21 protein-coding genes are annotated in these 18,734 nt (G+C 72.1%); 13 read left to right on the top strand and 8 right to left on the bottom strand.

The genetic code is table 11. The features are described from left to right. Window positions 1-67 precede the first annotated feature (67 nt). From asnB to F6W97_RS33495, 4 genes are all read left to right on the top strand, one after another. A complete protein-coding gene (asnB, locus tag F6W97_RS33510) occupies window positions 68-2,083 on the top strand; it encodes an asparagine synthase (glutamine-hydrolyzing) (RefSeq protein ID WP_155374568.1) in 2,016 nt (671 codons plus the stop codon). A 118-nt stretch (window positions 2,084-2,201) separates the two neighbouring features. Beyond that, window positions 2,202-2,687 (top strand): hypothetical protein, encoded by a 486-nt coding sequence (locus F6W97_RS33505; protein WP_155374567.1) that lies wholly within the window; start codon window positions 2,202-2,204, stop codon window positions 2,685-2,687. Between the two features lie 9 nt (window positions 2,688-2,696). Next, window positions 2,697-3,122 carry a hypothetical protein gene (locus tag F6W97_RS33500; protein ID WP_155374566.1) on the top strand — a complete coding sequence of 142 codons (426 nt, stop codon included), beginning with the start codon at window positions 2,697-2,699 and terminating at the stop codon, window positions 3,120-3,122. Then, window positions 3,109-3,696 (top strand): carboxymuconolactone decarboxylase family protein, encoded by a 588-nt coding sequence (locus F6W97_RS33495; RefSeq protein WP_196279437.1) that lies wholly within the window; start codon window positions 3,109-3,111, stop codon window positions 3,694-3,696. The genes F6W97_RS33500 and F6W97_RS33495 overlap by 14 nt, the downstream gene beginning before the upstream one ends. A gap of 3 nt (window positions 3,697-3,699) precedes the next feature. Here the strand turns inward: F6W97_RS33495 and F6W97_RS33490 are convergent, their stop codons facing one another. Both F6W97_RS33490 and F6W97_RS33485 read right to left on the bottom strand, forming a co-directional pair. Then, entirely contained in the window at window positions 3,700-4,551 is an 852-nt protein-coding gene (locus F6W97_RS33490; RefSeq protein ID WP_155374565.1) for an MBL fold metallo-hydrolase, read from the bottom strand. Continuing rightward, a complete protein-coding gene (locus F6W97_RS33485) occupies window positions 4,548-4,934 on the bottom strand; it encodes a thioesterase family protein (RefSeq protein WP_120315939.1) in 387 nt (128 codons plus the stop codon). Before F6W97_RS33485 ends, F6W97_RS33490 begins: the two co-directional genes overlap by 4 nt. Before the next feature lie 109 nt (window positions 4,935-5,043). On the opposite strand from F6W97_RS33485, the gene F6W97_RS33480 reads away from it, so the two are divergent. Further along, window positions 5,044-5,670, top strand: a complete 627-nt coding sequence (locus F6W97_RS33480) for a hypothetical protein (protein WP_155374564.1) — start codon at window positions 5,044-5,046, stop codon at window positions 5,668-5,670. A 5-nt stretch (window positions 5,671-5,675) separates the two neighbouring features. On the opposite strand, the gene F6W97_RS40285 is transcribed toward F6W97_RS33480, so the two are convergent. The 5 genes from F6W97_RS40285 to F6W97_RS33460 are packed head-to-tail and all read right to left on the bottom strand — an operon-like array spanning window position 5,676 to window position 9,496. Then, window positions 5,676-5,840 carry a hypothetical protein gene (locus F6W97_RS40285; RefSeq protein ID WP_196279436.1) on the bottom strand — a complete coding sequence of 55 codons (165 nt, stop codon included), beginning with the start codon at window positions 5,838-5,840 and terminating at the stop codon, window positions 5,676-5,678. A gap of 23 nt (window positions 5,841-5,863) precedes the next feature. Beyond that, window positions 5,864-7,336: an AAA family ATPase gene (locus F6W97_RS33475; protein WP_230687195.1), complete on the bottom strand. Its 1,473-nt coding sequence runs from the start codon at window positions 7,334-7,336 to the stop codon at window positions 5,864-5,866. 35 nt (window positions 7,337-7,371) lie between these two features. After that, the gene (locus F6W97_RS33470) at window positions 7,372-8,751 is read right to left on the bottom strand and encodes a PH domain-containing protein (RefSeq protein ID WP_230687194.1); all 1,380 of its coding nucleotides are present in this window, start codon (window positions 8,749-8,751) and stop codon (window positions 7,372-7,374) included. Continuing rightward, window positions 8,748-9,278 (bottom strand): PH domain-containing protein, encoded by a 531-nt coding sequence (locus tag F6W97_RS33465; protein WP_230687193.1) that lies wholly within the window; start codon window positions 9,276-9,278, stop codon window positions 8,748-8,750. Before F6W97_RS33465 ends, F6W97_RS33470 begins: the two co-directional genes overlap by 4 nt. A gap of 17 nt (window positions 9,279-9,295) precedes the next feature. Further along, a complete protein-coding gene (locus F6W97_RS33460; RefSeq protein WP_230687192.1) occupies window positions 9,296-9,496 on the bottom strand; it encodes an acetone carboxylase in 201 nt (66 codons plus the stop codon). A gap of 282 nt (window positions 9,497-9,778) precedes the next feature. On the opposite strand from F6W97_RS33460, the gene F6W97_RS33455 reads away from it, so the two are divergent. The 7 genes from F6W97_RS33455 to F6W97_RS33425 all read left to right on the top strand — a co-directional run bounded on the left by F6W97_RS33455 (window position 9,779) and on the right by F6W97_RS33425 (window position 16,939). After that, a complete protein-coding gene (locus F6W97_RS33455; RefSeq protein ID WP_407924633.1) occupies window positions 9,779-10,843 on the top strand; it encodes an AAA family ATPase in 1,065 nt (354 codons plus the stop codon). 28 nt (window positions 10,844-10,871) lie between these two features. Continuing rightward, the gene (locus F6W97_RS33450; RefSeq protein ID WP_155374563.1) at window positions 10,872-11,813 is read left to right on the top strand and encodes a DUF58 domain-containing protein; all 942 of its coding nucleotides are present in this window, start codon (window positions 10,872-10,874) and stop codon (window positions 11,811-11,813) included. Further along, window positions 11,810-12,769: a VWA domain-containing protein gene (locus tag F6W97_RS33445; RefSeq protein ID WP_155374562.1), complete on the top strand. Its 960-nt coding sequence runs from the start codon at window positions 11,810-11,812 to the stop codon at window positions 12,767-12,769. The genes F6W97_RS33450 and F6W97_RS33445 overlap by 4 nt, the downstream gene beginning before the upstream one ends. Window positions 12,770-13,412: 643 nt before the next feature. Next, the gene (fabG, locus tag F6W97_RS33440) at window positions 13,413-14,126 is read left to right on the top strand and encodes a 3-oxoacyl-ACP reductase FabG (protein ID WP_155374561.1); all 714 of its coding nucleotides are present in this window, start codon (window positions 13,413-13,415) and stop codon (window positions 14,124-14,126) included. A 46-nt stretch (window positions 14,127-14,172) separates the two neighbouring features. Continuing rightward, window positions 14,173-14,934, top strand: a complete 762-nt coding sequence (gene fabI, locus F6W97_RS33435; RefSeq protein ID WP_155374560.1) for an enoyl-ACP reductase FabI — start codon at window positions 14,173-14,175, stop codon at window positions 14,932-14,934. Between the two features lie 152 nt (window positions 14,935-15,086). Next, a complete protein-coding gene (locus F6W97_RS33430; protein ID WP_155374559.1) occupies window positions 15,087-16,130 on the top strand; it encodes a ferrochelatase in 1,044 nt (347 codons plus the stop codon). Next, on the top strand, window positions 16,127-16,939 hold the full coding sequence (locus tag F6W97_RS33425; protein WP_155374558.1) for an HAD-IIA family hydrolase: 813 nt from the start codon (window positions 16,127-16,129) through the stop codon (window positions 16,937-16,939). The genes F6W97_RS33430 and F6W97_RS33425 overlap by 4 nt, the downstream gene beginning before the upstream one ends. A 51-nt stretch (window positions 16,940-16,990) precedes the next feature. Here the strand turns inward: F6W97_RS33425 and F6W97_RS33420 are convergent, their stop codons facing one another. Beyond that, window positions 16,991-17,773 carry a hypothetical protein gene (locus tag F6W97_RS33420; RefSeq protein WP_155374557.1) on the bottom strand — a complete coding sequence of 261 codons (783 nt, stop codon included), beginning with the start codon at window positions 17,771-17,773 and terminating at the stop codon, window positions 16,991-16,993. A 90-nt stretch (window positions 17,774-17,863) separates the two neighbouring features. Between F6W97_RS33420 and F6W97_RS33415 the strand changes: the two genes are divergently transcribed. After that, window positions 17,864-18,679 carry a DUF3097 domain-containing protein gene (locus F6W97_RS33415; RefSeq protein ID WP_155374556.1) on the top strand — a complete coding sequence of 272 codons (816 nt, stop codon included), beginning with the start codon at window positions 17,864-17,866 and terminating at the stop codon, window positions 18,677-18,679. Window positions 18,680-18,734 lie beyond the last annotated feature (55 nt).

The raw sequence follows: 18,734 nt of genomic DNA, 5'->3' as shown, positions 1-18,734 counted from the left end.
CGCCTCCGAGCATGGTCTTCGTGTGTTCCGAGCCTATCGCCCGCTGGTAGCTGGCATGATTGCCCACGTGTGTGGACTTTTGGCCTTTTTCAGTAGTCAGAGCACGGTTGATGCCTACTCCGGGCCGCTTCGCGAGGCCCTGGAACGGATGCACCACCGGGGCCCCGACGACACGGGGCTGGACGTCGTCGACACCGACGCGATCTTCGCGCACAAGCGGCTGTCGATCATCGACGTGGAGTTCTCCAAGGAGCCGCTGCCCTGGTCGCCGCCCGGCCCGGACAGCGCCGACTCGGCCGAGGCCCGCTACCTGCTCACCTTCAACGGCGAGATCTACAACTACCTGGAGCTGCGCCAGGAGCTGATCGACGAGCACGGCGCGAAGTTCGCCACCCAGGGTGACGGTGAGGTCATCGTGGCGGGCTACCACTACTGGGGCGAGGCGGTGCTGGACCGGCTGCGGGGCATGTTCGCCTTCGTGATCTGGGACCGGCAGCAGCGGCTGGCCTTCGGCGCGCGCGACGGGTTCGGCATCAAGCCGCTGCACTACCTGCAGACCGTGGACGGGCTGTTCCTGGCCAGCGAGAAGAAGGCGCTGCTGCCGTTCGCGCCGAGCGCCGCCGCGGGCAACGCGGGCATCGACCCGGTGCAGCTGTCGCACCTGCTGACGTTCCAGTACGTGCCGGAGCCGCACACGCTGCACTACGGCATCGAGCGCATCGGCTCGGGCGAGTGCCTGACCTGGCGGCCCGGCCCGGCCGGCGAGCGCACCGGCGGCGAGCTGACCAAGCGCCGCTGGTTCCGGCCGGTGCTGCGCCCGCAGCTGTCGGTGGACGACCCGAAGCGGCTGTTCGCGCAGATCCACGAGACGCTGCGTGAGAGCGTACGGCTGCACATGCGCTCGGATGTGCCGGTCGGCGCGTTCCTGTCCAGCGGCATCGACTCCACCGCGGTGGTGGCCCTGGCCCGGGAGTGGAACCCGAACATCCTGACCTTCACGGTCGGTTTCGACGTGCCGGGCTACTCCGAGATCGACGTGGCCCAGGAGTCGGCCCGGCACCTGGACGTGACCACCATCCCCACCAAGATCGGCGCCAGGGAGATGATGGAGGCGCTGCCGCGCATCGTCTGGCACCTCGACGACCCGGTGGCCGACCCGTCGCTGGTCCCGCTCTACCACGTGGCGCAGACCGCGGCCAAGCACGTCACCGTGGTGCTGTCGGGCGAGGGCGCGGACGAGTTCTTCGGCGGGTACGGCATCTACCGCGAGCCGCTGTCGCTGGCCCCGCTGACCCGGCTGCCGCACTCGTTCCAGCGCGGCCTGCGGGCGCTGTCCAAGGCGATCCCGCGCGGCATGCGCGGCAAGAGCTACCTGGAGCGGGGCACCATCCCGCTGACCGAGCGCTTCAGCGGCAACTCGCGGATCTTCACCGAGGACGCCGAGATCCGCCGCCTGCTGCGCCGCCGCGAGTCGGTCGAGGCGGCGGCCCGGTTCACCGACGTGACCGCGCCGCTGTACGCCGAGGCGGCCGCCGACGGCCTCGACGACGTGGCCACCATGCAGTACGTCGACATCCACACCTGGCTGCGCGGGGACGTGCTGGTCAAGGCCGACCGGATGTCCATGGCGCACTCGCTGGAGCTGCGGGTGCCGTTCCTGGACCGCGAGGTCTTCGCGGTGGCGTCGAAGATCCCGCTGGAGCTGAAGGTGCCGCCGCGCTCCAACGCGACGAAGTACGCCATGCGCAAGGCACTGGAGCAGGTCGTGCCGCCGGCCATCGTGAACCGGCCGAAGCTGGGCTTCCCGACGCCGACCCGGGTCTGGCTGGCCGGCGAGATGTACGACTGGGCCCGGGAGATCCTGCACACCTCGGGCGCCGACGACCTGCTCGACCTGAACTACGTCGACGGGCTGCTCAAGGAGCACCGGGCCGGGGGCGCGGACAACTCCCGCAAGATCTGGACGGTGCTGGTCTTCTGCGTCTGGCACTCGATCTTCGTGGCCCGCACCTTGGACCCGGGTGTGGCCCGCAACGAGTCCGCCCTGCTGACGAAACCCGTCGTCGGCTCCATGGTTTCCTGACCGTTACCGACGTGCCATGCTTGCTCTGACAACAGACGCCGCGTACGCGCCTGCGCTGTCACACCGTCCAGGTGGGACACCGCAGGCCGCGACCGGTGAAGCCGTCAGGGGAGGCGGGATGGCGCAGCCGGTCCTGGTGGAAGTCTCGTCCCTGTTGAGACCTGACGCGCTGGTCGCCGCCCGGGGACTCTGGCGCGCGCCGGGGCCTGGGCGCCTGCTGCACGCCGATGTCGCGGCCATGCCGGACACCGCGCTGCCCTGGCTGCGGGAACTGATCGAGGAATTCGGCCGCGACGCCGACCTGACCGTGCTGAGCATCCCCGACGTGAGCCGCCTGCACGGGCCGGTCCCGCCGCTGCGGCCCGCCCGCCGGCTGCGGGCCCTGGGTCGCGGGGCGGTGCTGCTGGTATGCGGTCCGGCCGTGTCGATCCTGATCTGCGACGACCCGGACGGCAGGCCCCGTGCGGACGGCCCCAGCGACGTCCTGATCGGACTGCCGGTAACGCCGACGTTACCGAACCTGCAGGCAGCACTGGGTTCCGGCGGTGTGCCGTGGGACGCACCGGGCTGGTTGGATCTAGCGAATCAGGCCGCCGCGGCCTAAGGTGCCTGAGTGCCCCTCGTACCTGACCCGGACAACGACGACACCGCGCCCGAAAGCCTCTTCGCCGTGCTGCGCCACGCGGTGCTGGACGGCCCCGGATCGACGCCGTCGCGGGTGCGCCACGTCGTCGCCCACGCCAAGCTCGAAGAGGTCTCCCACGAGCTGCGCGGCTATGTGGACACGATGCGCGAGCACGCCTGGCGCAGCACCGACGAGCAGGTACGCGACCTGCTGACCGTGGGCTGGTCGGAGGACCAGGTGTACGAGCTGACCGTGGCCGTGGCGCTGGGCGCCGGGCAGCGTCGGCTGGACGCGGGGCTGGCCGCGATCGCCCGGGCGCAGACCCGGCAGGCGGCCGCGCCCGCCGCCCCACCGCGGGCAGTGCCTGCCCAGGCCCTGCCGGTCGCGGAGGTGACGCGGCATGCGGCTGCCTAGCCTGAGCCGCTCCTGGCGCTTCAGCGACCGGGTCAAGCTGAAGATGATCAGGATCGCCAGCGGGCGACCGCCGGCCGACATCCTCAAGATCCTGCACTACCGCCGGGAGTACTTCGGCGAGCCGTTCACCGCGTGGGTGCACCAGGTGCTGCGCGGCCCGTCCGAGTGGAGCATCGGCGAGCGCGAGCTGATGGCCACCTTCGTGTCGAACCTCAACCAGTGCCGCTTCTGCGCGGGCAGCCACGGCGCGATCGTCGACGCGACGCTCGGATCGGAGCTGACCGCCGCCGTGCTGGACGACTGGCGCACCGCTCCGCTGCGGCCCCCGCTGCGGGCTGCGTTCGCGCTGCTGGAGACGCTGACCCTGCAGCCGGGCGAGGTCGGCCCCGAGCTGGTCGAGGCGGCCTACGAGCACGGCGTCACCGAGCAGGGTGTACGCGACGTGGTGCACGTCTGCGCGATCTTCTGCACCATCAACCGGATCGCCGACGCCGTCGACTTCGCGATCCCGGACGACAAGGGCTTCCAGGGCGACGCCTACCAGCTGCTCAAGCGGGGCTACGCCATCGGCTGAGGCTCAGCCGATGGTGTTCGGCGTGGCCGCGTCCAGCTGGGCGTAGCCGCGCCGGACCGCATGCTCGGCCTCGCGTTGCCCGGCCTCGCCCCAGCGGGCCAGCGAGCTGGCCGCGGCCACCTTGGCGACGTCGCCGCTGTCGCCGTGGGCCTCGCGGATCAGCCAGTCCAGGGCGGCCAGCTCGTCGTGGGCGATGGTGAGGAACTCCCGGTCGACGGGCTCGCCGTGGCCCGGCACCACCACCGTGTCCGGCCCGACCGTCCGGGTGAGCGCCACCAGCGTCTCCGGCCAGTCCAGCGGGTACGAGTCGGCGAAGCCCGGCGGGGCGCCCTCCTCGACCAGGTCCCCGGCGACGAGCACGTCGTCGACGCGTACCACCAGGTCACCGGCGGTGTGGCCGCGGCCGAGCCAGGCCAGGCGCACCAGCCGGCCGCCGATGTCGATCAGGTCCTCGTGCTCCACCGGGCTGTCCGGCGCGCGCAGCGTCACCCGGCCCAGCTCGCGGGCGATCCGCTCGTCGTCGGCCAGCAGCTCCTGCTCCCAGGACCGCTGCCACTCGCGGCCGTGCTCGCGCAGCTCGCGTACGCATTCGCGGTGCCCCCAGATCGGGGTGGACGGCCCGGCCAGCGTGGCGTTGCCGAAGCAGTGGTCGAAGTGGAAGTGCGTGTTGACGATGCCGATCGGCTTGGTGGTGACCCGCAGCACCGCCTCCTGCAGCTCGCGGGCCTGGGACTCGGTGGACAGCGTGTCCACCAGCAGCGCACCGGTCTCGCCGGTGATCAGCGTGCAGTTGACCCGCAGGTACGGGTACACCAGCACGAACACGCCGTCGGCGATCTCGGTGAACTCGGTCATGACGTAGTCGCCTTCTCCACGAAGCGGTGCCGGTCCACCAGGACCCGCTCCACCCGACCCTCCGCCGCCACCGTCTCGCCGTCGCGCACGGTCACCTCGAAGGTGAGCTTGCGGCCGTCGACCTTCGTCAGCAGCGCCTCCGCCACCACGGTACGGCCTACCGGCGTCGCCGACCGGTGATCCAGCTCGACACGCGTCCCGACCGTGGTCTGCCCGGACTCCAGCACCCGCGCGGTCGTCGCGACCGTGGCCGCCTCCGCCAGCGCGACCACCCGCGGCGTGCCCAGCACCGGGACGTCACCCGAGCCCAGCGCCTGCGCCGTGTCGGCGTCACTCACCGTCAACTGCACCTTCGCCGTCAGGCCTGCCGTGAGCTGCTGCATGCGCCACAGCCTAGGCGCTGTCCCGGCCGCCCGCACGCGACCGCGACGTCATCCGTTCGGGGCGGCGGAATCCGTGGTCACCCGGCACAGTGTCCAGTACACATTGGAGGTGGCGGTGCTGGTCGACTTCGACGGGGAGCGGCTGGACGTGGTCGCGGCCGACGGGCTCACCGCGGCGCACGCGGCCCAGATCCGGCAGGCGGTCTACGACGGGCGGCTGCTGCGCTTCCCCGACCCGGCGTGGCGGTGCGCCTACCTGGGCGCCGGCGAGGAGAAGGCCTGCTTCGGCGTACGCGACGCCGACGGCCGGATATTCGTGCTGGAGGTCATCGACGAGCGCACCTACCTCAACGGGCGCTTCGTCGGCGGGACCTACTTCGGCGACTACCGGGTGCCGGGGCTGGCCGGGGTGCCGAAGTCCGCGCGGGCGACCGTCGGGCTGCGCTTCACCGGCCTGGTCAAGGCCAGGCAGTGGGTACCCGGCCACGAGTGGGCGCGGTTCCCGTGGCGGCCGGACCGGCGCAGCCGCCTCGACGCGCTGCTCACCGGATACCTGCGGCTGGTCCTCGGCGGCCGCTACGACCGCTACCGGCGGCGGTACGCCGACGTGCACGAGCGCAACGTGCTCTTCGAGGTGCGCCCGGCGCGGGCCGGGGGAGTGCCGGTGCTCGCGCGGGACCTGTCCGGCCGTCTCCGGCTCATGCGGGTCGGCCTGCAGCCCATCGACCTGCGCTGAGCGGCTCAGACCGCGGCGACCCAGTAGAGCTGCTTGTGCCCGCGGGCCTCCATCTCGGCGGCCAGCGCCTCGGCCTCCTCGCGGGTCCCGCACCGGCGCACCTCGTACCGGTTGCCGTTGTCGTCCTGCCGCCACACGACCCAGCGGGGCGGGCTGCCTTCCGTGCTCATCTGTCTCCTCTGCGCGGGAATCGTCATTCTCCGTGGTAAAGCCGTTCGAGGTCGACCAGCTCCAAGCCGGGGTCCTCGGCGGCCAGCCGCTGGAGCGCGGGTGTGAATCCGGCGCGGCTGAACAGCAGCAGGCGGACCGGATCGGGCGTGACATTGCCCGGAAGCAGGTCGCGCACATGCCGCAGGCGGTGCAGTTCGGTCTCGCCGACCTGCTTCGCGGTGGCTTTCACCTCGCCGATGGCCAGCACCCGGCGCGGCTCGAAGGGCTCCTCCCGCATCGCGACGACGTCGATCTCGTGGCCCTGGCCGTGCTCGCGGCAGGCGACGACGGCGGAGCGCACCTGGTTGGGCCAGCCGCCGAGGGTCTGCTCGGCAGCATGGGCCTGGGTCCACTCCCGCGCGAGCTGCTCCAGGTGCGGGCCGTAGATCTTGGAACTGATCGTGTCGGCCTTGCTCTGCCAGACCCGCTTGCCCTGCCGGAGGGCGAACGCCGCATCGTTGCCGACGATGACCAGCTGGTGGAAGCGGATCAGCGGTTCCCAGATGCGGTAGGAGGGGCGCTGCCGGCGGAACGCGTCGTCGGCCCGCTCGATCAGCCGGACGCTCTCCAGCACCGCCAGCGGATGGCCGAGCGCGGTGTCCGGCCGGCCGAGGGCGTTGGCGATCTCGGAGCGGCGGTGCGCGCCCCGGCTGATCGCGGCGAGCACGGAGAAGTACAGCGCGGGGTCGGCGATCTCGCTCTGCTGGCGCAGCAGCACGTCACCCTCGTGGAACATGACCGAAGCCGGGTTGAGCAGGCGATCGACCACCCACTCGTCGAACTCGGCCAGTGTGTGCGGTGCGGTCTCCGACATGGCCGGGTAGGCAGGGGTTCCGCCGACCAACGCGTTGATGCGGAAAGCCAGCTCCGGGTCGCGTGCGCCCCAGAAGACGGCGGCGTCGCGGTAGCCGAGCGGGTGCACCAGCAGCTCAAGGGAAGCCCGGCCGCGCAGCGGCGCGGTGCCGCCCAGCACGTTGCGCATGGTCGTCATGGCGCTGCCGCAGAGGATGAGGCGGGCCTGGCTGCTGCCCCCGCGGTGATGCGGCTCCAGCGCGATCTGCAGGTGCGACGCGATGCCGTCGACGCTGTCCAACAGGTACGAGAACTCGTCGAGGACGACCGTGACGGGTGCGTGCTCGCCGAGGCGCAGCAGGGCGTCGATCGCATCCGGCCAGTTGGCGAACTGTGCCGGCGTCTGCCCGGTGAACTGGTGGTAGGCGGCGCTCAGGGCGGCGAGGTTCTGGTCGGCCGCCTGCTGGGCGGCGGTGAACATGAAGCCGCCGGTGGCGCGGGCCAACTGCGACAGCAGGAAGGTCTTGCCCTGCCGTCGGCGGCCGTAGACCAGGCCCAGCGACGCCGCCTTGCGGTCCTGGCTGACGAACCCGCTCAGCGCGTCCCACTCGTGGACGCGGTCGAAGAGTTCCCGGGGTTTGGCCACAGCGGGCTGCACTGCCATGGGCGGAAGTATAACTGAATTTATAGTAAGTCGAGTTATACCGTGGCGGCGCGAGCCGCTCGGGCGCGGGTGGTCAGCTCGTCGGCCCAGGTGAAGGCTTCGGCCAGCGGGCGGTGCACCGCGGCGGCCGGGGTCGCCCCGGCGACGTCGACGTAGACCGTGGCCAGGCCTAGGCGGCGCTGCCAGGGGCCCTCGGTTACCCGCACGCTCTGGATCCGGGCGTACGGCACCACGGTCAGCTGCCGGGTCAGCAGCCCGTCCACGGTGGCGAAGGCGTGCTCGGTCAGTCCCGCGGCCAGCACCCGGCGGCGCAGCGGGGCCAGCCAGCGGGCCTGCTGCGGCACCGGCGACAGGGCCAGCCTGGTGATGTCGAGTCCGGGCAGGGCCAGCGGCACGATCGTGCGGGCGGTGTCGACGGTGGCCACCGGCAGCAGCCGGTCGGTCTCGGCCCGGCTCTGCTGGCCGTCGGCGCCCACCGAGCTCTGCCCGGCCACGGCGAGGGTGACCCGCAGCCAGCCCTTGCCGCGCCACAGCAGCGGCCAGGTCACCGTCAGCGACTGGATGCGCCGCGGGCCGACCACCTGGCTGCGCGTCTCCAGCTTGCCGTGCCGGATGCGCAGGCGCTCGTCGGCGGCCCGCCCGATCCGGAAGTTCCAGAAGTTGAGGATGCGCATGACGGGCGCGCCGATGGTGCCCGCGACGGCGGTGACCATGCTGGCGACGGCGAAGACGCCGAACTCGCTGTTGAAGACGAGCTGGCCGACGATGTAGAGGACGGCCAGCGGGGTGAACATGACCGGCGGGGTCAGGAACTGGCTGAGCACCACGTCGTTGTTGTCGACCCGGTAGAGGTCGGGCTCCTCGGGCCGGGCCGCCTCGGGTTCAGCCGTCTCGGCGGCCGGGGCCGCGGTCCGGCTGGCCAGGGCCAGCAGCCGGGTACGCAGCGCGTCGGCCTCGGCCAGGGGCAGGAACGCCAGCGGGGCCTCGGCCTTGCCGGCGCCGGCCACATCGAGCTTCAGCTCGGCGAGCCCGGCCGGCCGGGCCAGCACCGGCTGCACCACCTCGATCGACTGGAGCCGCTCCAGCGGCACCGCCCGGGTGCGCCGGAACAGCGCTCCCTCGTGGATGCGCAGCTCCCGGCCGACCACCTCGTAGCCGGTGAAGCGCCAGGCGACGGCGGAGTAGAGCAGCACCAGCACCAGCAGACCGAGCAGCACCAGGGCGTACCTGTCCGGGCCGAGGTTCTGCAGGCCGCGCCAGGACACGGCGGCGACGACCAGGAACAGCGTGCGCACGCTCTTGAGCACCGGGCTCAGCGGATGCAGCCGCTGCCGGGCGATCACCTGCGGCGGGCCCGGCTGCTGCGGCACCGTGGCGGGCAGCGGCTGCTCCGGCGGGGTGGCGGGTGCGGTCACAGGCCCTCACCGGCGTCCTCGCCGAGCGCCGCGAGCCGGTCGCGCAGCCGGGCGGCCTCGGCGGGCTCCAGGCCCGGGATGGTCGCGTCGGACGCCGCGGCGGCGGTGTGCAGCTGCACGGTGGCCAGGCCGAAGGAGCGCTCCAGCGGGCCGGCGACGACGTCGACGTACTGCATGCGGGCGTACGGGACGATGGACAGGTGCCGGACCATGCGGCCGTGCCGGACCAGCAGGTCGCGCTCGCGCTCGGCGTAGCCGTAGGAGCGGGCGGCGCGCACCGCCACGGTGCCCCGCACGACGGTGAAGAACAGCACCACGGCGGCCGCGAGCAGCGCCCACCAGGACGTGGTGAAAGCCCAGATCACGCCGCATACCGCGAGCATGATCGCAGTGCTGATGGCGACCCGGGTCAGCTCCAGCGCCACCAGCCGCGGCGAGACAGGACGCCAGGCCAGCTCGCCCGGCCACGGGTCGAGGGCGCTGCGAGACGCGGTGTGCAGGGGTGCTTCCAGGCGCGGCTCGGTCACGTTTCGACGATAGACGATCAGGCCAGGGGCAGCGTCTCGCGCAGGAAGCCTCGCGCGGACAGGAAGTCGGCCAGGGTCGGCCGGTGCTCGTCGCAGGCGAGCCAGGTCTTGCGCCGCTGCGGATCGTGCAGCTTGGGGTTGTTCCAGCGCAGCTCCCATACGGCTGCGGCGCGGCAGCCCTTGCGTGAGCAGATCAGGGGAGCCTCGGCCTCGATCACGTCGTGGAGCCTACCCGCGCAACAAAAAAGCCCGAGCAGGGCTCGGACTGTGTTTGGCGTGCCGGGCGGCCACGGGGGAAGCCGCCCGGCAACGCACGAATATTAACCACGCGCCGGGCGCGGAGGGAAGAGCGGTGGCGCATCCGTTCGGATGAAATCAAACGCCGGGTCAAACAGACCCGGACAGCCGATGGTTTCGCCGGAATAACGGCACTATGCCGCATAAGTCTGCTGTTCATGCGAGGCTGGGGCAGGTCAGGAACCCGTCGGTAACGAGGAGCCGTGGTGCAGCCCATCACCTACGACAACGCCGCCGGCCCCGCGCTGACCGGCAGCGCCGAAGCCGGCCCCGCCGCGGCCGCCACCCCGGCCCAGGACGCCACGCTGCTGGAACGCGCCCTTTTCGAGGTCAAGAAGGTCATCGTCGGTCAGGACCGGCTGATCGAGCGCATGTTCGTGGCCCTGCTCGCGCGCGGGCACTGCCTGCTGGAGGGCGTGCCCGGGGTGGCCAAGACGCTGGCCGTGGAGACGCTGGCCACGGTCGTGGGGGGCTCGTTCGCGCGGGTGCAGTTCACGCCGGACCTGGTGCCCGCGGACATCGTCGGCACGCGCATCTACCGCACCGGCAGCGAGCGCTTCGACGTCGAACTCGGCCCGGTGTTCGTCAACTTCCTGCTCGCCGACGAGATCAACCGGGCCCCGGCCAAGGTGCAGTCGGCGCTGCTGGAGGTCATGGCCGAGCGGCACGTGTCGCTGGGCGGGGTGACCCACACGGTGCCGGACCCGTTCCTGGTCATGGCCACCCAGAACCCGATCGAGCAGGAGGGCGTGTACCCGCTGCCCGAGGCGCAGCGGGACCGGTTCCTGCTGAAGGTGCTGGTGGGCTACCCGACCGACGTCGAGGAGCGGGAGATCGTGTACCGGATGGGCGTCGCGCCGCCGCGCGCCGTGCCCGTGCTCACCACCGAAGCGCTCCTCGGCCTGCAGGAACGCGCCGATCAGGTCTTCGTCCACAATGCTCTGATCGACTACTCGGTGCGCCTGGTGCTGGCCACCCGCGCCCCGGCCGACCACGGCCTGCCCGACATCGCCCGCCTCATCCAGTACGGCGCCAGCCCGCGCGCCTCGCTCGGCCTGGTCCGGGCGACCCGGGCGCTGTCGCTGCTGCGCGGGCGCGACTACGCGCTGCCGCAGGACGTGCTCGACATCGCCCCGGACATCCTGCGCCACCGGCTGGTGCTCAGCTATGACGCGCTGGCCGACGAGATCCCCGCCGACTACGTGGTCAGCCGGGTGCTGGCCGCGGTGCCGCTGCCGTCCGTCGCACCGCGGCAGCAGGCGGCATGAGCGGTCGGATCGCGGGCGGGGAGCGGGCATGACCGCGGCCGCGCCGGAACGCACCGGCGGCGAGGCGGCGCTGCGGCGGCTGCAACTGCTGGTCAACCGACGCCTCGACGGCCTGCTGCAGGGCGACTACCTGGGCCTGCTGCCCGGACCGGGCAGCGAGGCGGGGGAGTCGCGGGAGTACCGGGCGGGCGACGACGTGCGGCGCATGGACTGGCCGGTCACCGCCCGCACCACGGTGCCGCACGTGCGGCTGACCGTGGCCGACCGGGAGCTGGAGACCTGGCTGGCCGTCGACCTGTCGCCGAGCCTCGACTTCGGCACCGCCCGGATGCTCAAGCGCGACCTGGTGCTGGCGGCGACCGCGGCGATGACCCACCTGACCGTACGCGGCGGCAACCGGGTCGGCGCGGTGATCAACGCGGGCGGCCCGGAGCTGGTCCGCCGCCCGGCGCGGCCCGGCCGGCGGGAGGCGCAGGGGCTGCTGCGCACGGTGGCGCGCCTGATCGACGAAGGCGGCGCGGCACGGGCCGAGCAGCGGCCCGCGGACAGCCTCGCGCCCCTGATCGAGGCGCTGAACAGCCCGCCCCGGCGGCGCGGGCTGGCCGTGGTGATCTCGGACTTCCTCGACCCGCCCGAGCGCTGGGCCTGGCAGCTGCGCAAGCTGGCCACCCGGCACGAGGTGCTGGCCGTCGAGGTGCTCGACCCGTGCGAGCTGGAGCTGCCCGCGGCGGGCGTGCTCGAGCTGCGCGACCCGGAGACCGGCGCCCTGCACGAGGTGCAGACCGGCGACCGGGACCTGCGCCGCCGCTACGCGCAGGCCGCGGCCCGGCAGCGCGAGCTGATCGCCGACGCGGTGCGCACCGCCGGGGCGCGCCAGGTGCGGCTGCGCACCGACTCCGACTGGCTGCTCGACCTGGTGCGGTTCGTCGCCGCGCAGCGTCACCGCCGTACCCGCGGGGGGAGCCGATGATCCGTTTCCTGGATCCGATGTGGCTGCTGGCACTGATCCCGGTGCTGGCGCTCGCCGGTGCGTACGCCGCCCGGCATCTGCTGCGGCGGTTCCGCCGGGACACCGCGCTGCCGTTCAGCAATCTGGAACTGCTGCGCACCCTGGTGCCCCGTGGGCTCGGCTGGCGACGCCACGTGGCCGCGGGGCTCTTCCTGGCGGGACTGTTCTCGCTGGTGACGGCGCTGGCCCGGCCGTCGGTGGAGGTCGAGGAGCCGCTGGAGCGGGCGACCATCATCCTGGCCGTCGACGTGTCGCTGTCGATGCAGGCCGACGACGTGACACCGACCCGGATCGAGGCGGCGCAGGAGGCCGCCAAGCAGTTCGTGCAGGAGCTGCCGACGTCGTACAACCTGGGGCTGGTGTCCTTCGCCAAGTCGGCGAACGTGCTGGTCTCGCCGGGCAAGGACCGGGCCGCGGTGACCGACGCCATCGACGCGCTGGAGCTGGCCGAGGCCACGGCGACCGGCGAGGCGGTGTTCACCTCGCTGGACGCGATCAAGGCGGTGCCGGGAGCGGGGGCCGAGGGGCCGCCGCCGGCCAGGATCGTGCTGCTGTCCGACGGATACCGCACCTACGGCCGGGCGATCGAGGACGCGGCCGCCGCGGCGGTCGAGGCCAACGTGCCGGTCACCACGATCGCCTTCGGCACCGACGCGGGCATGGTGGACATCGCCGGGCAGCTGCAACGGGTGCCGGTGGACCGGCAGGCGCTGGCCGAACTGGCCGAGACGACCGGCGGCTTCTTCTACGAGGCGGCTTCGGCGGCCGAGCTGACCCAGGTGTACCAGGACATGGGTTCGTCGATCGGGCACAAGCGGGTGCCCAAGGAGGTCTCGCAGTGGTTCGCCGGGGCGGCGCTGCTGCTGGGACTCGGCGCGGGCGCGCTCAGCCTGCTGTGGACCTCACGCCTGCCCTGACGGACGACGCTGCGCCTGCTCTACACCCGTCCGCGCAGCCGTCGAGGTGCTGCGCGGGCGGGTGCAGAGCAGGGTGGGTACGGCGCGCCGGCATCGTCGCGGGCGCGCTGCCGGTGGCGCTCAGCGCGCGCCGACCAGCAGGAAGATGGCTGCCACCCAGGTCGCGGCGAGGGTGAAGCCCAGCGGGGCGAGGTAACGGCTCATGACCTACTCCGGTGACTGTGTTGTACAGGCAACTACAGGGACACGCGGGTGTTGAGTCATGACCAGGTCAGGCGCAGCCCTCCCAGCCGGTGGAAGACACCGGCCCGGTTTTCGACGGGAGGACGCGCGGGGATGCGAGAGTCAGGCGCGGTCAGCGCGTTGCGGCTCGCAGGACCCGGCCATGACTCGGAGGATCGCTATCTCGCATAGCGATCACCTCCTTAGGCCGTAATCCGGGCTCGCAAACGTGGTGATCATACCGTATGGGCGATCGTGAGCCGCATCAGCCGTACCGGCAGGGTTTCCGTGTCCACCCGGACGGGTTGTCTGTGGGAACTCCACAAAGATTATAGTCGGATTTAGTCACGCCCCCGTACCTGCCGCCCTCAGCGCAGCGCCCTAGGCTCAGGCGGAACAACCTGATCGCGAAGGAGTAACCGTGTCTCGTACCGTCCTGGTCACCGGCGGCAACCGGGGTATCGGCCTGGCGATCGCGCAGGCGTTCGCCAAGCAGGGCGACCGCGTGGCGATCACCCACCGGGGCACCTTCGACCAAGCGCTGGCACCGGAGATCCTGGGCGTCACCTGCGACGTCACCGACCCGGCAGCGGTCGACGCGGCGTTCACCACCGTCGAGAACGAGCTGGGCCCGGTCGAGGTGCTGGTCGCCAACGCCGGCATCACCGACGACACGCTGCTGATGCGCATGTCGGAGGAGCAGTTCGGCCGGGTGCTCGACACCAACCTGAGCGGCGCCTGGCGCTGCGCCCGCCGCGCCTCCACCAAGATGGTCCGCGGACGCTGGGGCCGCATGATCTTCATCTCCTCGGTGGTCGGCCTGTACGGCGGAGCTGGGCAGGTCAACTACGCGGCCAGCAAGGCCGGCCTGGTCGGCATGGCCCGCTCCATCACCCGCGAGCTGGGCACCCGCAACATCACCGCGAACGTGGTGGCCCCCGGCTTCATCGAGACCGACATGACCGACAAGCTCACCGAGGAGCGCAAGGCCGAGATCCGCAAGGCCATCCCGGCCGGCCGGATCGCCGCGGTCGACGAGATCGCGGGCGTGGTCACCTGGCTCGCCGGCGACAGCGCCGGCTACATCTCCGGCGCGGTCATCCCGGTCGACGGCGGCCTCGGCATGGGCCACTGACGGTCCTTCACCACCGTGCTCGACAAGAATCGAATGAGGAGTAGACGTGCTGCTCGAAGGTAAGCGCATCCTGGTCACCGGCGTGATCACGGAGCAGTCGATCGCGTTCAACGTCGCGAAGATCGCCCAGGAGCAGGGCGCGACCGTGGTGCTGACCGGGTTCGGCCGCCTTTCGCTGGTGGAGCGGATCGCCAAGCGGCTGCCCGTCACCGCGCCCGTGATCGAGCTGGACGCGACGAACCCGGAGCAGCTGGCGGCGCTCGCCGACAACGTGCGCGGCTACGTCGACGGGCTCGACGGCGTGGTCCACTCGATCGGCTTCGCGCCGTCGACCGCGCTGGGCGGCACGTTCCTGCAGACGCCGTGGGAGGACGTGGCCACCGCGGTGCACGTGTCCACGTACTCGTACAAGGCTCTGGCCATGGCCACCCTGCCGCTGATGACCAACGGCGGCTCGATCGTCGGCCTGACCTTCGACGCCACCGTGGCCTGGCCGGTGTACGACTGGATGGGCGTGGCCAAGGCCGGCCTGGAGTCGGCCTCCCGCTACCTCGCCAACTACCTCGGTGACCAGGGCATCCGCAGCAACCTCGTGTCGGCGGGCCCGCTGCGCACGATGGCCGCCAAGTCGATCCCGGGCTTCGAGAAGTTCGAGGAGTCCTGGACCGAGCGCGCCCCGCTGGGCTGGAACCTCACCGACACCGCCCCCACCGCCAAGGCCGTCTGCGCGCTGCTGTCCGACTGGTTCCCCGCCACCACCGGCGAGATCATCCACGTCGACGGCGGCTACCACGCCCTCGGCGCCTAGCCGCCCCCGCTGCCGCAACTCTTAAAGAGTTGTGCTCTCCAGGCGTCACTCAGGCCGCGACTCTTTAAGAGTTGCGGCCTGAAGTGTGACGTGGCGATGACGGCGGGTGGGTGGTGTGTGGGCGGTCCGGGTGGGGTTCTAGCCTTTTACGCATGTACGACGCCTTCCTGCTGTTGTCGTTCGGCGGTCCGGAGCACCCGGACGAGGTGCTGCCGTTCCTGCACAACGTGACTCGGGGGCGCGGCGTGCCCCCGGAGCGGCTGGCCGAGGTGGCCGAGCACTACCTGCGCTTCGGCGGGGTGTCGCCGATCAACGAGCAGTGCCGGGAGCTGGTCGCCGCGATCCGGGCCGACTTCGCGGCCAACGCGGTGGACCTGCCGGTGTACTGGGGCAACCGGAACTGGCGGCCGATGCTGGCCGACACCCTGGCCCAGATGCGCGACCACGGCATCGAGCACGCGGTGGCCCTGGCGACCAGCGCCTACGGGTCGTACTCGTCGTGCCGGCAGTACCTGCAGGACATCGCCTCGGCGCGGGCCGCGGTCGGGCCGCGCGCCCCGGTGGTGGACAAGCTGCGGCACTTCCACGACCACCCGGGATTCGTGGAGCCGTTCGCCGACGCGGTCGCCGCGGCGCTGACGACGCTGGACCCGACCCAGCACGAGAAGACCCGGCTGGTGTTCACCGCGCACTCGATCCCGGTGTCCATGGCGGAGTCCAGCGGCCCCTGCGGCGGGCGCTACGAGGCGCAGCTGCGCGAGACCGCCCGGCTGGTGGCCGAGCGGGGCGCGCCCGGCCTGACCTGGGACCTGGTGTGGCAGAGCCGCTCGGGCGCGCCGCACATCCCGTGGCTGGAGCCCGACGTCAACGACCACCTGGAGGTGCTGGCCAAGGAGGGCGTGACCCAGGTCGTGGTCAGCCCGATCGGGTTCGTCTCCGACCACCTGGAGGTGCTGTGGGACCTCGACGAGGAGGCCGCCGCGACAGCCCGCCGGCTGGGCCTGGGCTTCGCGCGGGCAGGCACGCCCGGGGCCGACCCGCGGTTCGTGGCGATGGTGCGCGACCTCGTGCTGGAGCGGATGGCGCCGCCGGGCGACCGGGCGCGCACCGCGCTCGGTAGGCTCGAACACTGGGATGTCTGTGCGAGCAACTGCTGCCCGCCGCCGGTGCGCAGCAACAGAGAGGGAACCCGATGACCGACCGCAAGCCGATCGCCGCCTGGTTGACCGACATGGACGGCGTACTGGTCCACGAGGGTGAGCCGGTGCCGGGCGCGCCGGAGTTCATCGGCCGGCTGCGGGCGTCGGGCGTGCCGTTCCTGGTGCTCACCAACAACTCCATCTACACCCCACGTGACCTGCACGCGCGCCTGACCCGGCTGGGCTTCGACCTGCCGGAGTCGGCGATCTGGACGTCGGCGCTGGCCACCGCGCAGTTCCTGGCCGACCAGCGGCCGGGCGGCACGGCGTACGTCATCGGCGAGGCGGGCCTGACCACGGCGCTGCACGCGGCGGGCTACATCATGACCGACTACGAGCCGGACTACGTGGTGCTGGGCGAGACCCGAAACTACAGCTTCGAGGCGATCACCACGGCGATCCGCCTGATCAACAAGGGCGCCCGGTTCATCTGCACCAACCCGGACGCCACCGGACCGTCCAACGAGGGCGCGCTGCCCGCCGCGGGCTCGGTCGCCGCGCTGATCACGAAGGCCACCGGGATAGAGCCGTACTTCGTGGGCAAGCCGAATCCGATGATGATGCGCTCGGCGCTCAACAAGATCGGCGCGCACTCGGTGCAGGCCGCCATGATCGGCGACCGGATGGACACCGACGTGCTGTGCGGCCTGGAGGCCGGGCTGCACACCATCCTCGTGCTCACCGGCATCGCCACCAAGGCCGATATGGAGCGCTACCCCTACCGCCCGTCGCGGGTCATCAACTCCGTCGCCGACCTGATCGACGAGGTCGAGCCGCTGAAGGAAGCGGAGGTCGCGCCGGCCTGACGGTCGGCCCACCCCGCGTCTATGTGATGGGAGCGCGGTCGGCCCCGCGGGTCAGCCCTCGAACGGGGCGTTGCAGGCGGCCATGAGGGCGGCTCGGCACGCGCCAGCGAGCGGGCGCAGCGCCTCGTCGCGCTGCTGGGCCTCGAAGCTGTTCAGCGCACCGCCCGGCGCGGCCTGACCGGCCAGGGTGAGCACCCGGTCCAGCACGCAGGCGCGGGCGTAGAGCCGCCGGGCGCGCGGGTCGTAGCCCGGGGGCAGGTCGGTCTCCGCGTCGGGCTTGCGCAGCGCCTGGAGCGCCCCGGCCAGCTCCGGGCGCCACTGCGCCACGTCCAGGCGTACCAGGCGGGTGGTGGTCTCGGTCAGCGCCAGGCTCAGCGCGCCGTCGGCCTCGCGTACCCCCGGCAGCACCCCGTTCGGGACCTCGGGCAGCTCGAACGCGCGCCACAGCACCGTGGTGAAGGTGACGCCCGACCCGGACGTGTGCTGGCGGGTCTCGGGCACCAGGCCGAGCCGGCTGGCGATGACACCCTCGCCGTTGACCAGGGCGTGGCTCGTGAACGGGCCGGGGCCGGGCAGGCCGCGCGGGTCGCCGGGTGCGGGCAGCACCAGCCGGATCTCGTCGGGGTGCAGCTTGGCCAGCGCGGGCAGGGCCTCGCGCAGCTCGACCTCCTCGCGCCACTGGCCGGGCAGGTCGCGCACGTGCTGCTCCTCCTCGGCGGTGAGGTCGTCGAGGATCTCGTCGAAGGACACCAGTCCGGCGCGCCAGGCCCGGGTCCACGCGACGAAGCGGGCGGACCGGCGCGTGGTCAGGGTCACCTGCGCTGCGGGGGACATGCCGACCAGGGTACGTGCTGTTCCTGGGGTTTGTCCCGGACCGGCGCGTCATTGAGCGCGGAACCCGCACGCGGACTAGGGTGCCGTCGCATGCGCTACAGCGATGATGTGCTCGATTCCTTCGACCGCCGCAAGCCCCGCCGGGTGACCCCCGAACACGACGCTGAGCTGGGCATGGTCGTCGAGGACGCGGGCAGTGGCTTCTGCGGTGAGATCGTCGGCTTCGAGTACGGCGCGGTGACGCTGGAGGACCGCCACGGCCGCCGTCGGCACTTCCCACTGGAACCCGCCGCCTTCCTACTTGATGGGACGACGGTCACGCTCCGCCGCCCGCAGGCCTCCGCAGCCCCCGCCCAGCCGCGGCGCACCGCGTCCGGATCGGTCGCCGCGGCCCCCACCCGCGCGCAGGTCGCCCGCGCCGGGCGGATCTGGGTCGAGGGCCTGCACGACGCCGAGCTGCTGGAACGGATCTGGGGCGACGACCTGCGCGCCGAGGCGGTCGTGGTGGAGCCGCTGCACGGCGTCGACGACCTGCCCGCCGCGGTGCGCGAGTTCGCACCCGGCCCGGGGCGGCGGCTCGGTGTGCTGGTGGACCACCTGGTCACCGGCACCAAGGAGGCCCGGCTGGCCAAGGCCGTGGACAGCCCGCACTGCCTGATCGCCGGGCACCCCTACGTCGACGTGTGGCAGGCGGTGAAGCCGTCGCGGCTCGGCATGGAGGAGTGGCCGGTGGTGCCGTACGGGCACCCGTGGAAGGAGGGCATCTGCGCCGCCCTCGGGGTGAGCGAGCCCGCGCTGTTCTGGCGGCGGCTGCTGTCGCGCGTGGACAGCTACCACGACCTGGAGACGCCGCTGGTGAACTCCGTGGAACGCCTCATCGACTTCGTGACCGCGCCGCAGGAGTGACCGTTCGACGGGTGTCGCCCGCCGGAATAAGGGCAGGTGTCCCCATGATCGTTCA

Origin of the sequence: Catellatospora vulcania (genome assembly GCF_009720385.1) — a bacterium.
GTDB lineage: Bacteria > Actinomycetota > Actinomycetes > Mycobacteriales > Micromonosporaceae > Catellatospora > Catellatospora vulcania.
This window is presented reverse-complemented; position numbering and strand designations above follow the sequence as displayed.

Bases quoted from the DNA above. Each gene is read 5' to 3' on its own strand.
- F6W97_RS33450 (WP_155374563.1), top strand. From the start codon at position 10,872: ATGACCGCGGCCGCGCCGGAACGCACCGGCGGCGAGGCGGCGCTGCGG.
- F6W97_RS33425 (WP_155374558.1), top strand. From the start codon at position 16,127: ATGACCGACCGCAAGCCGATCGCCGCCTGGTTGACCGACATGGACGGC.
- F6W97_RS33445 (WP_155374562.1), top strand. From the start codon at position 11,810: ATGATCCGTTTCCTGGATCCGATGTGGCTGCTGGCACTGATCCCGGTG.
- F6W97_RS33490 (WP_155374565.1), bottom strand. From the start codon at position 4,551: ATGACCGAGTTCACCGAGATCGCCGACGGCGTGTTCGTGCTGGTGTAC.
- F6W97_RS33475 (WP_230687195.1), bottom strand. From the start codon at position 7,336: ATGGCAGTGCAGCCCGCTGTGGCCAAACCCCGGGAACTCTTCGACCGC.
- F6W97_RS33495 (WP_196279437.1), top strand. From the start codon at position 3,109: ATGCGGCTGCCTAGCCTGAGCCGCTCCTGGCGCTTCAGCGACCGGGTC.
- F6W97_RS33505 (WP_155374567.1), top strand. From the start codon at position 2,202: ATGGCGCAGCCGGTCCTGGTGGAAGTCTCGTCCCTGTTGAGACCTGAC.
- F6W97_RS40285 (WP_196279436.1), bottom strand. From the start codon at position 5,840: ATGAGCACGGAAGGCAGCCCGCCCCGCTGGGTCGTGTGGCGGCAGGAC.
- F6W97_RS33420 (WP_155374557.1), bottom strand. From the start codon at position 17,773: ATGTCCCCCGCAGCGCAGGTGACCCTGACCACGCGCCGGTCCGCCCGC.
- F6W97_RS33415 (WP_155374556.1), top strand. From the start codon at position 17,864: ATGCGCTACAGCGATGATGTGCTCGATTCCTTCGACCGCCGCAAGCCC.
- F6W97_RS33430 (WP_155374559.1), top strand. From the start codon at position 15,087: ATGTACGACGCCTTCCTGCTGTTGTCGTTCGGCGGTCCGGAGCACCCG.
- F6W97_RS33485 (WP_120315939.1), bottom strand. From the start codon at position 4,934: ATGCAGCAGCTCACGGCAGGCCTGACGGCGAAGGTGCAGTTGACGGTG.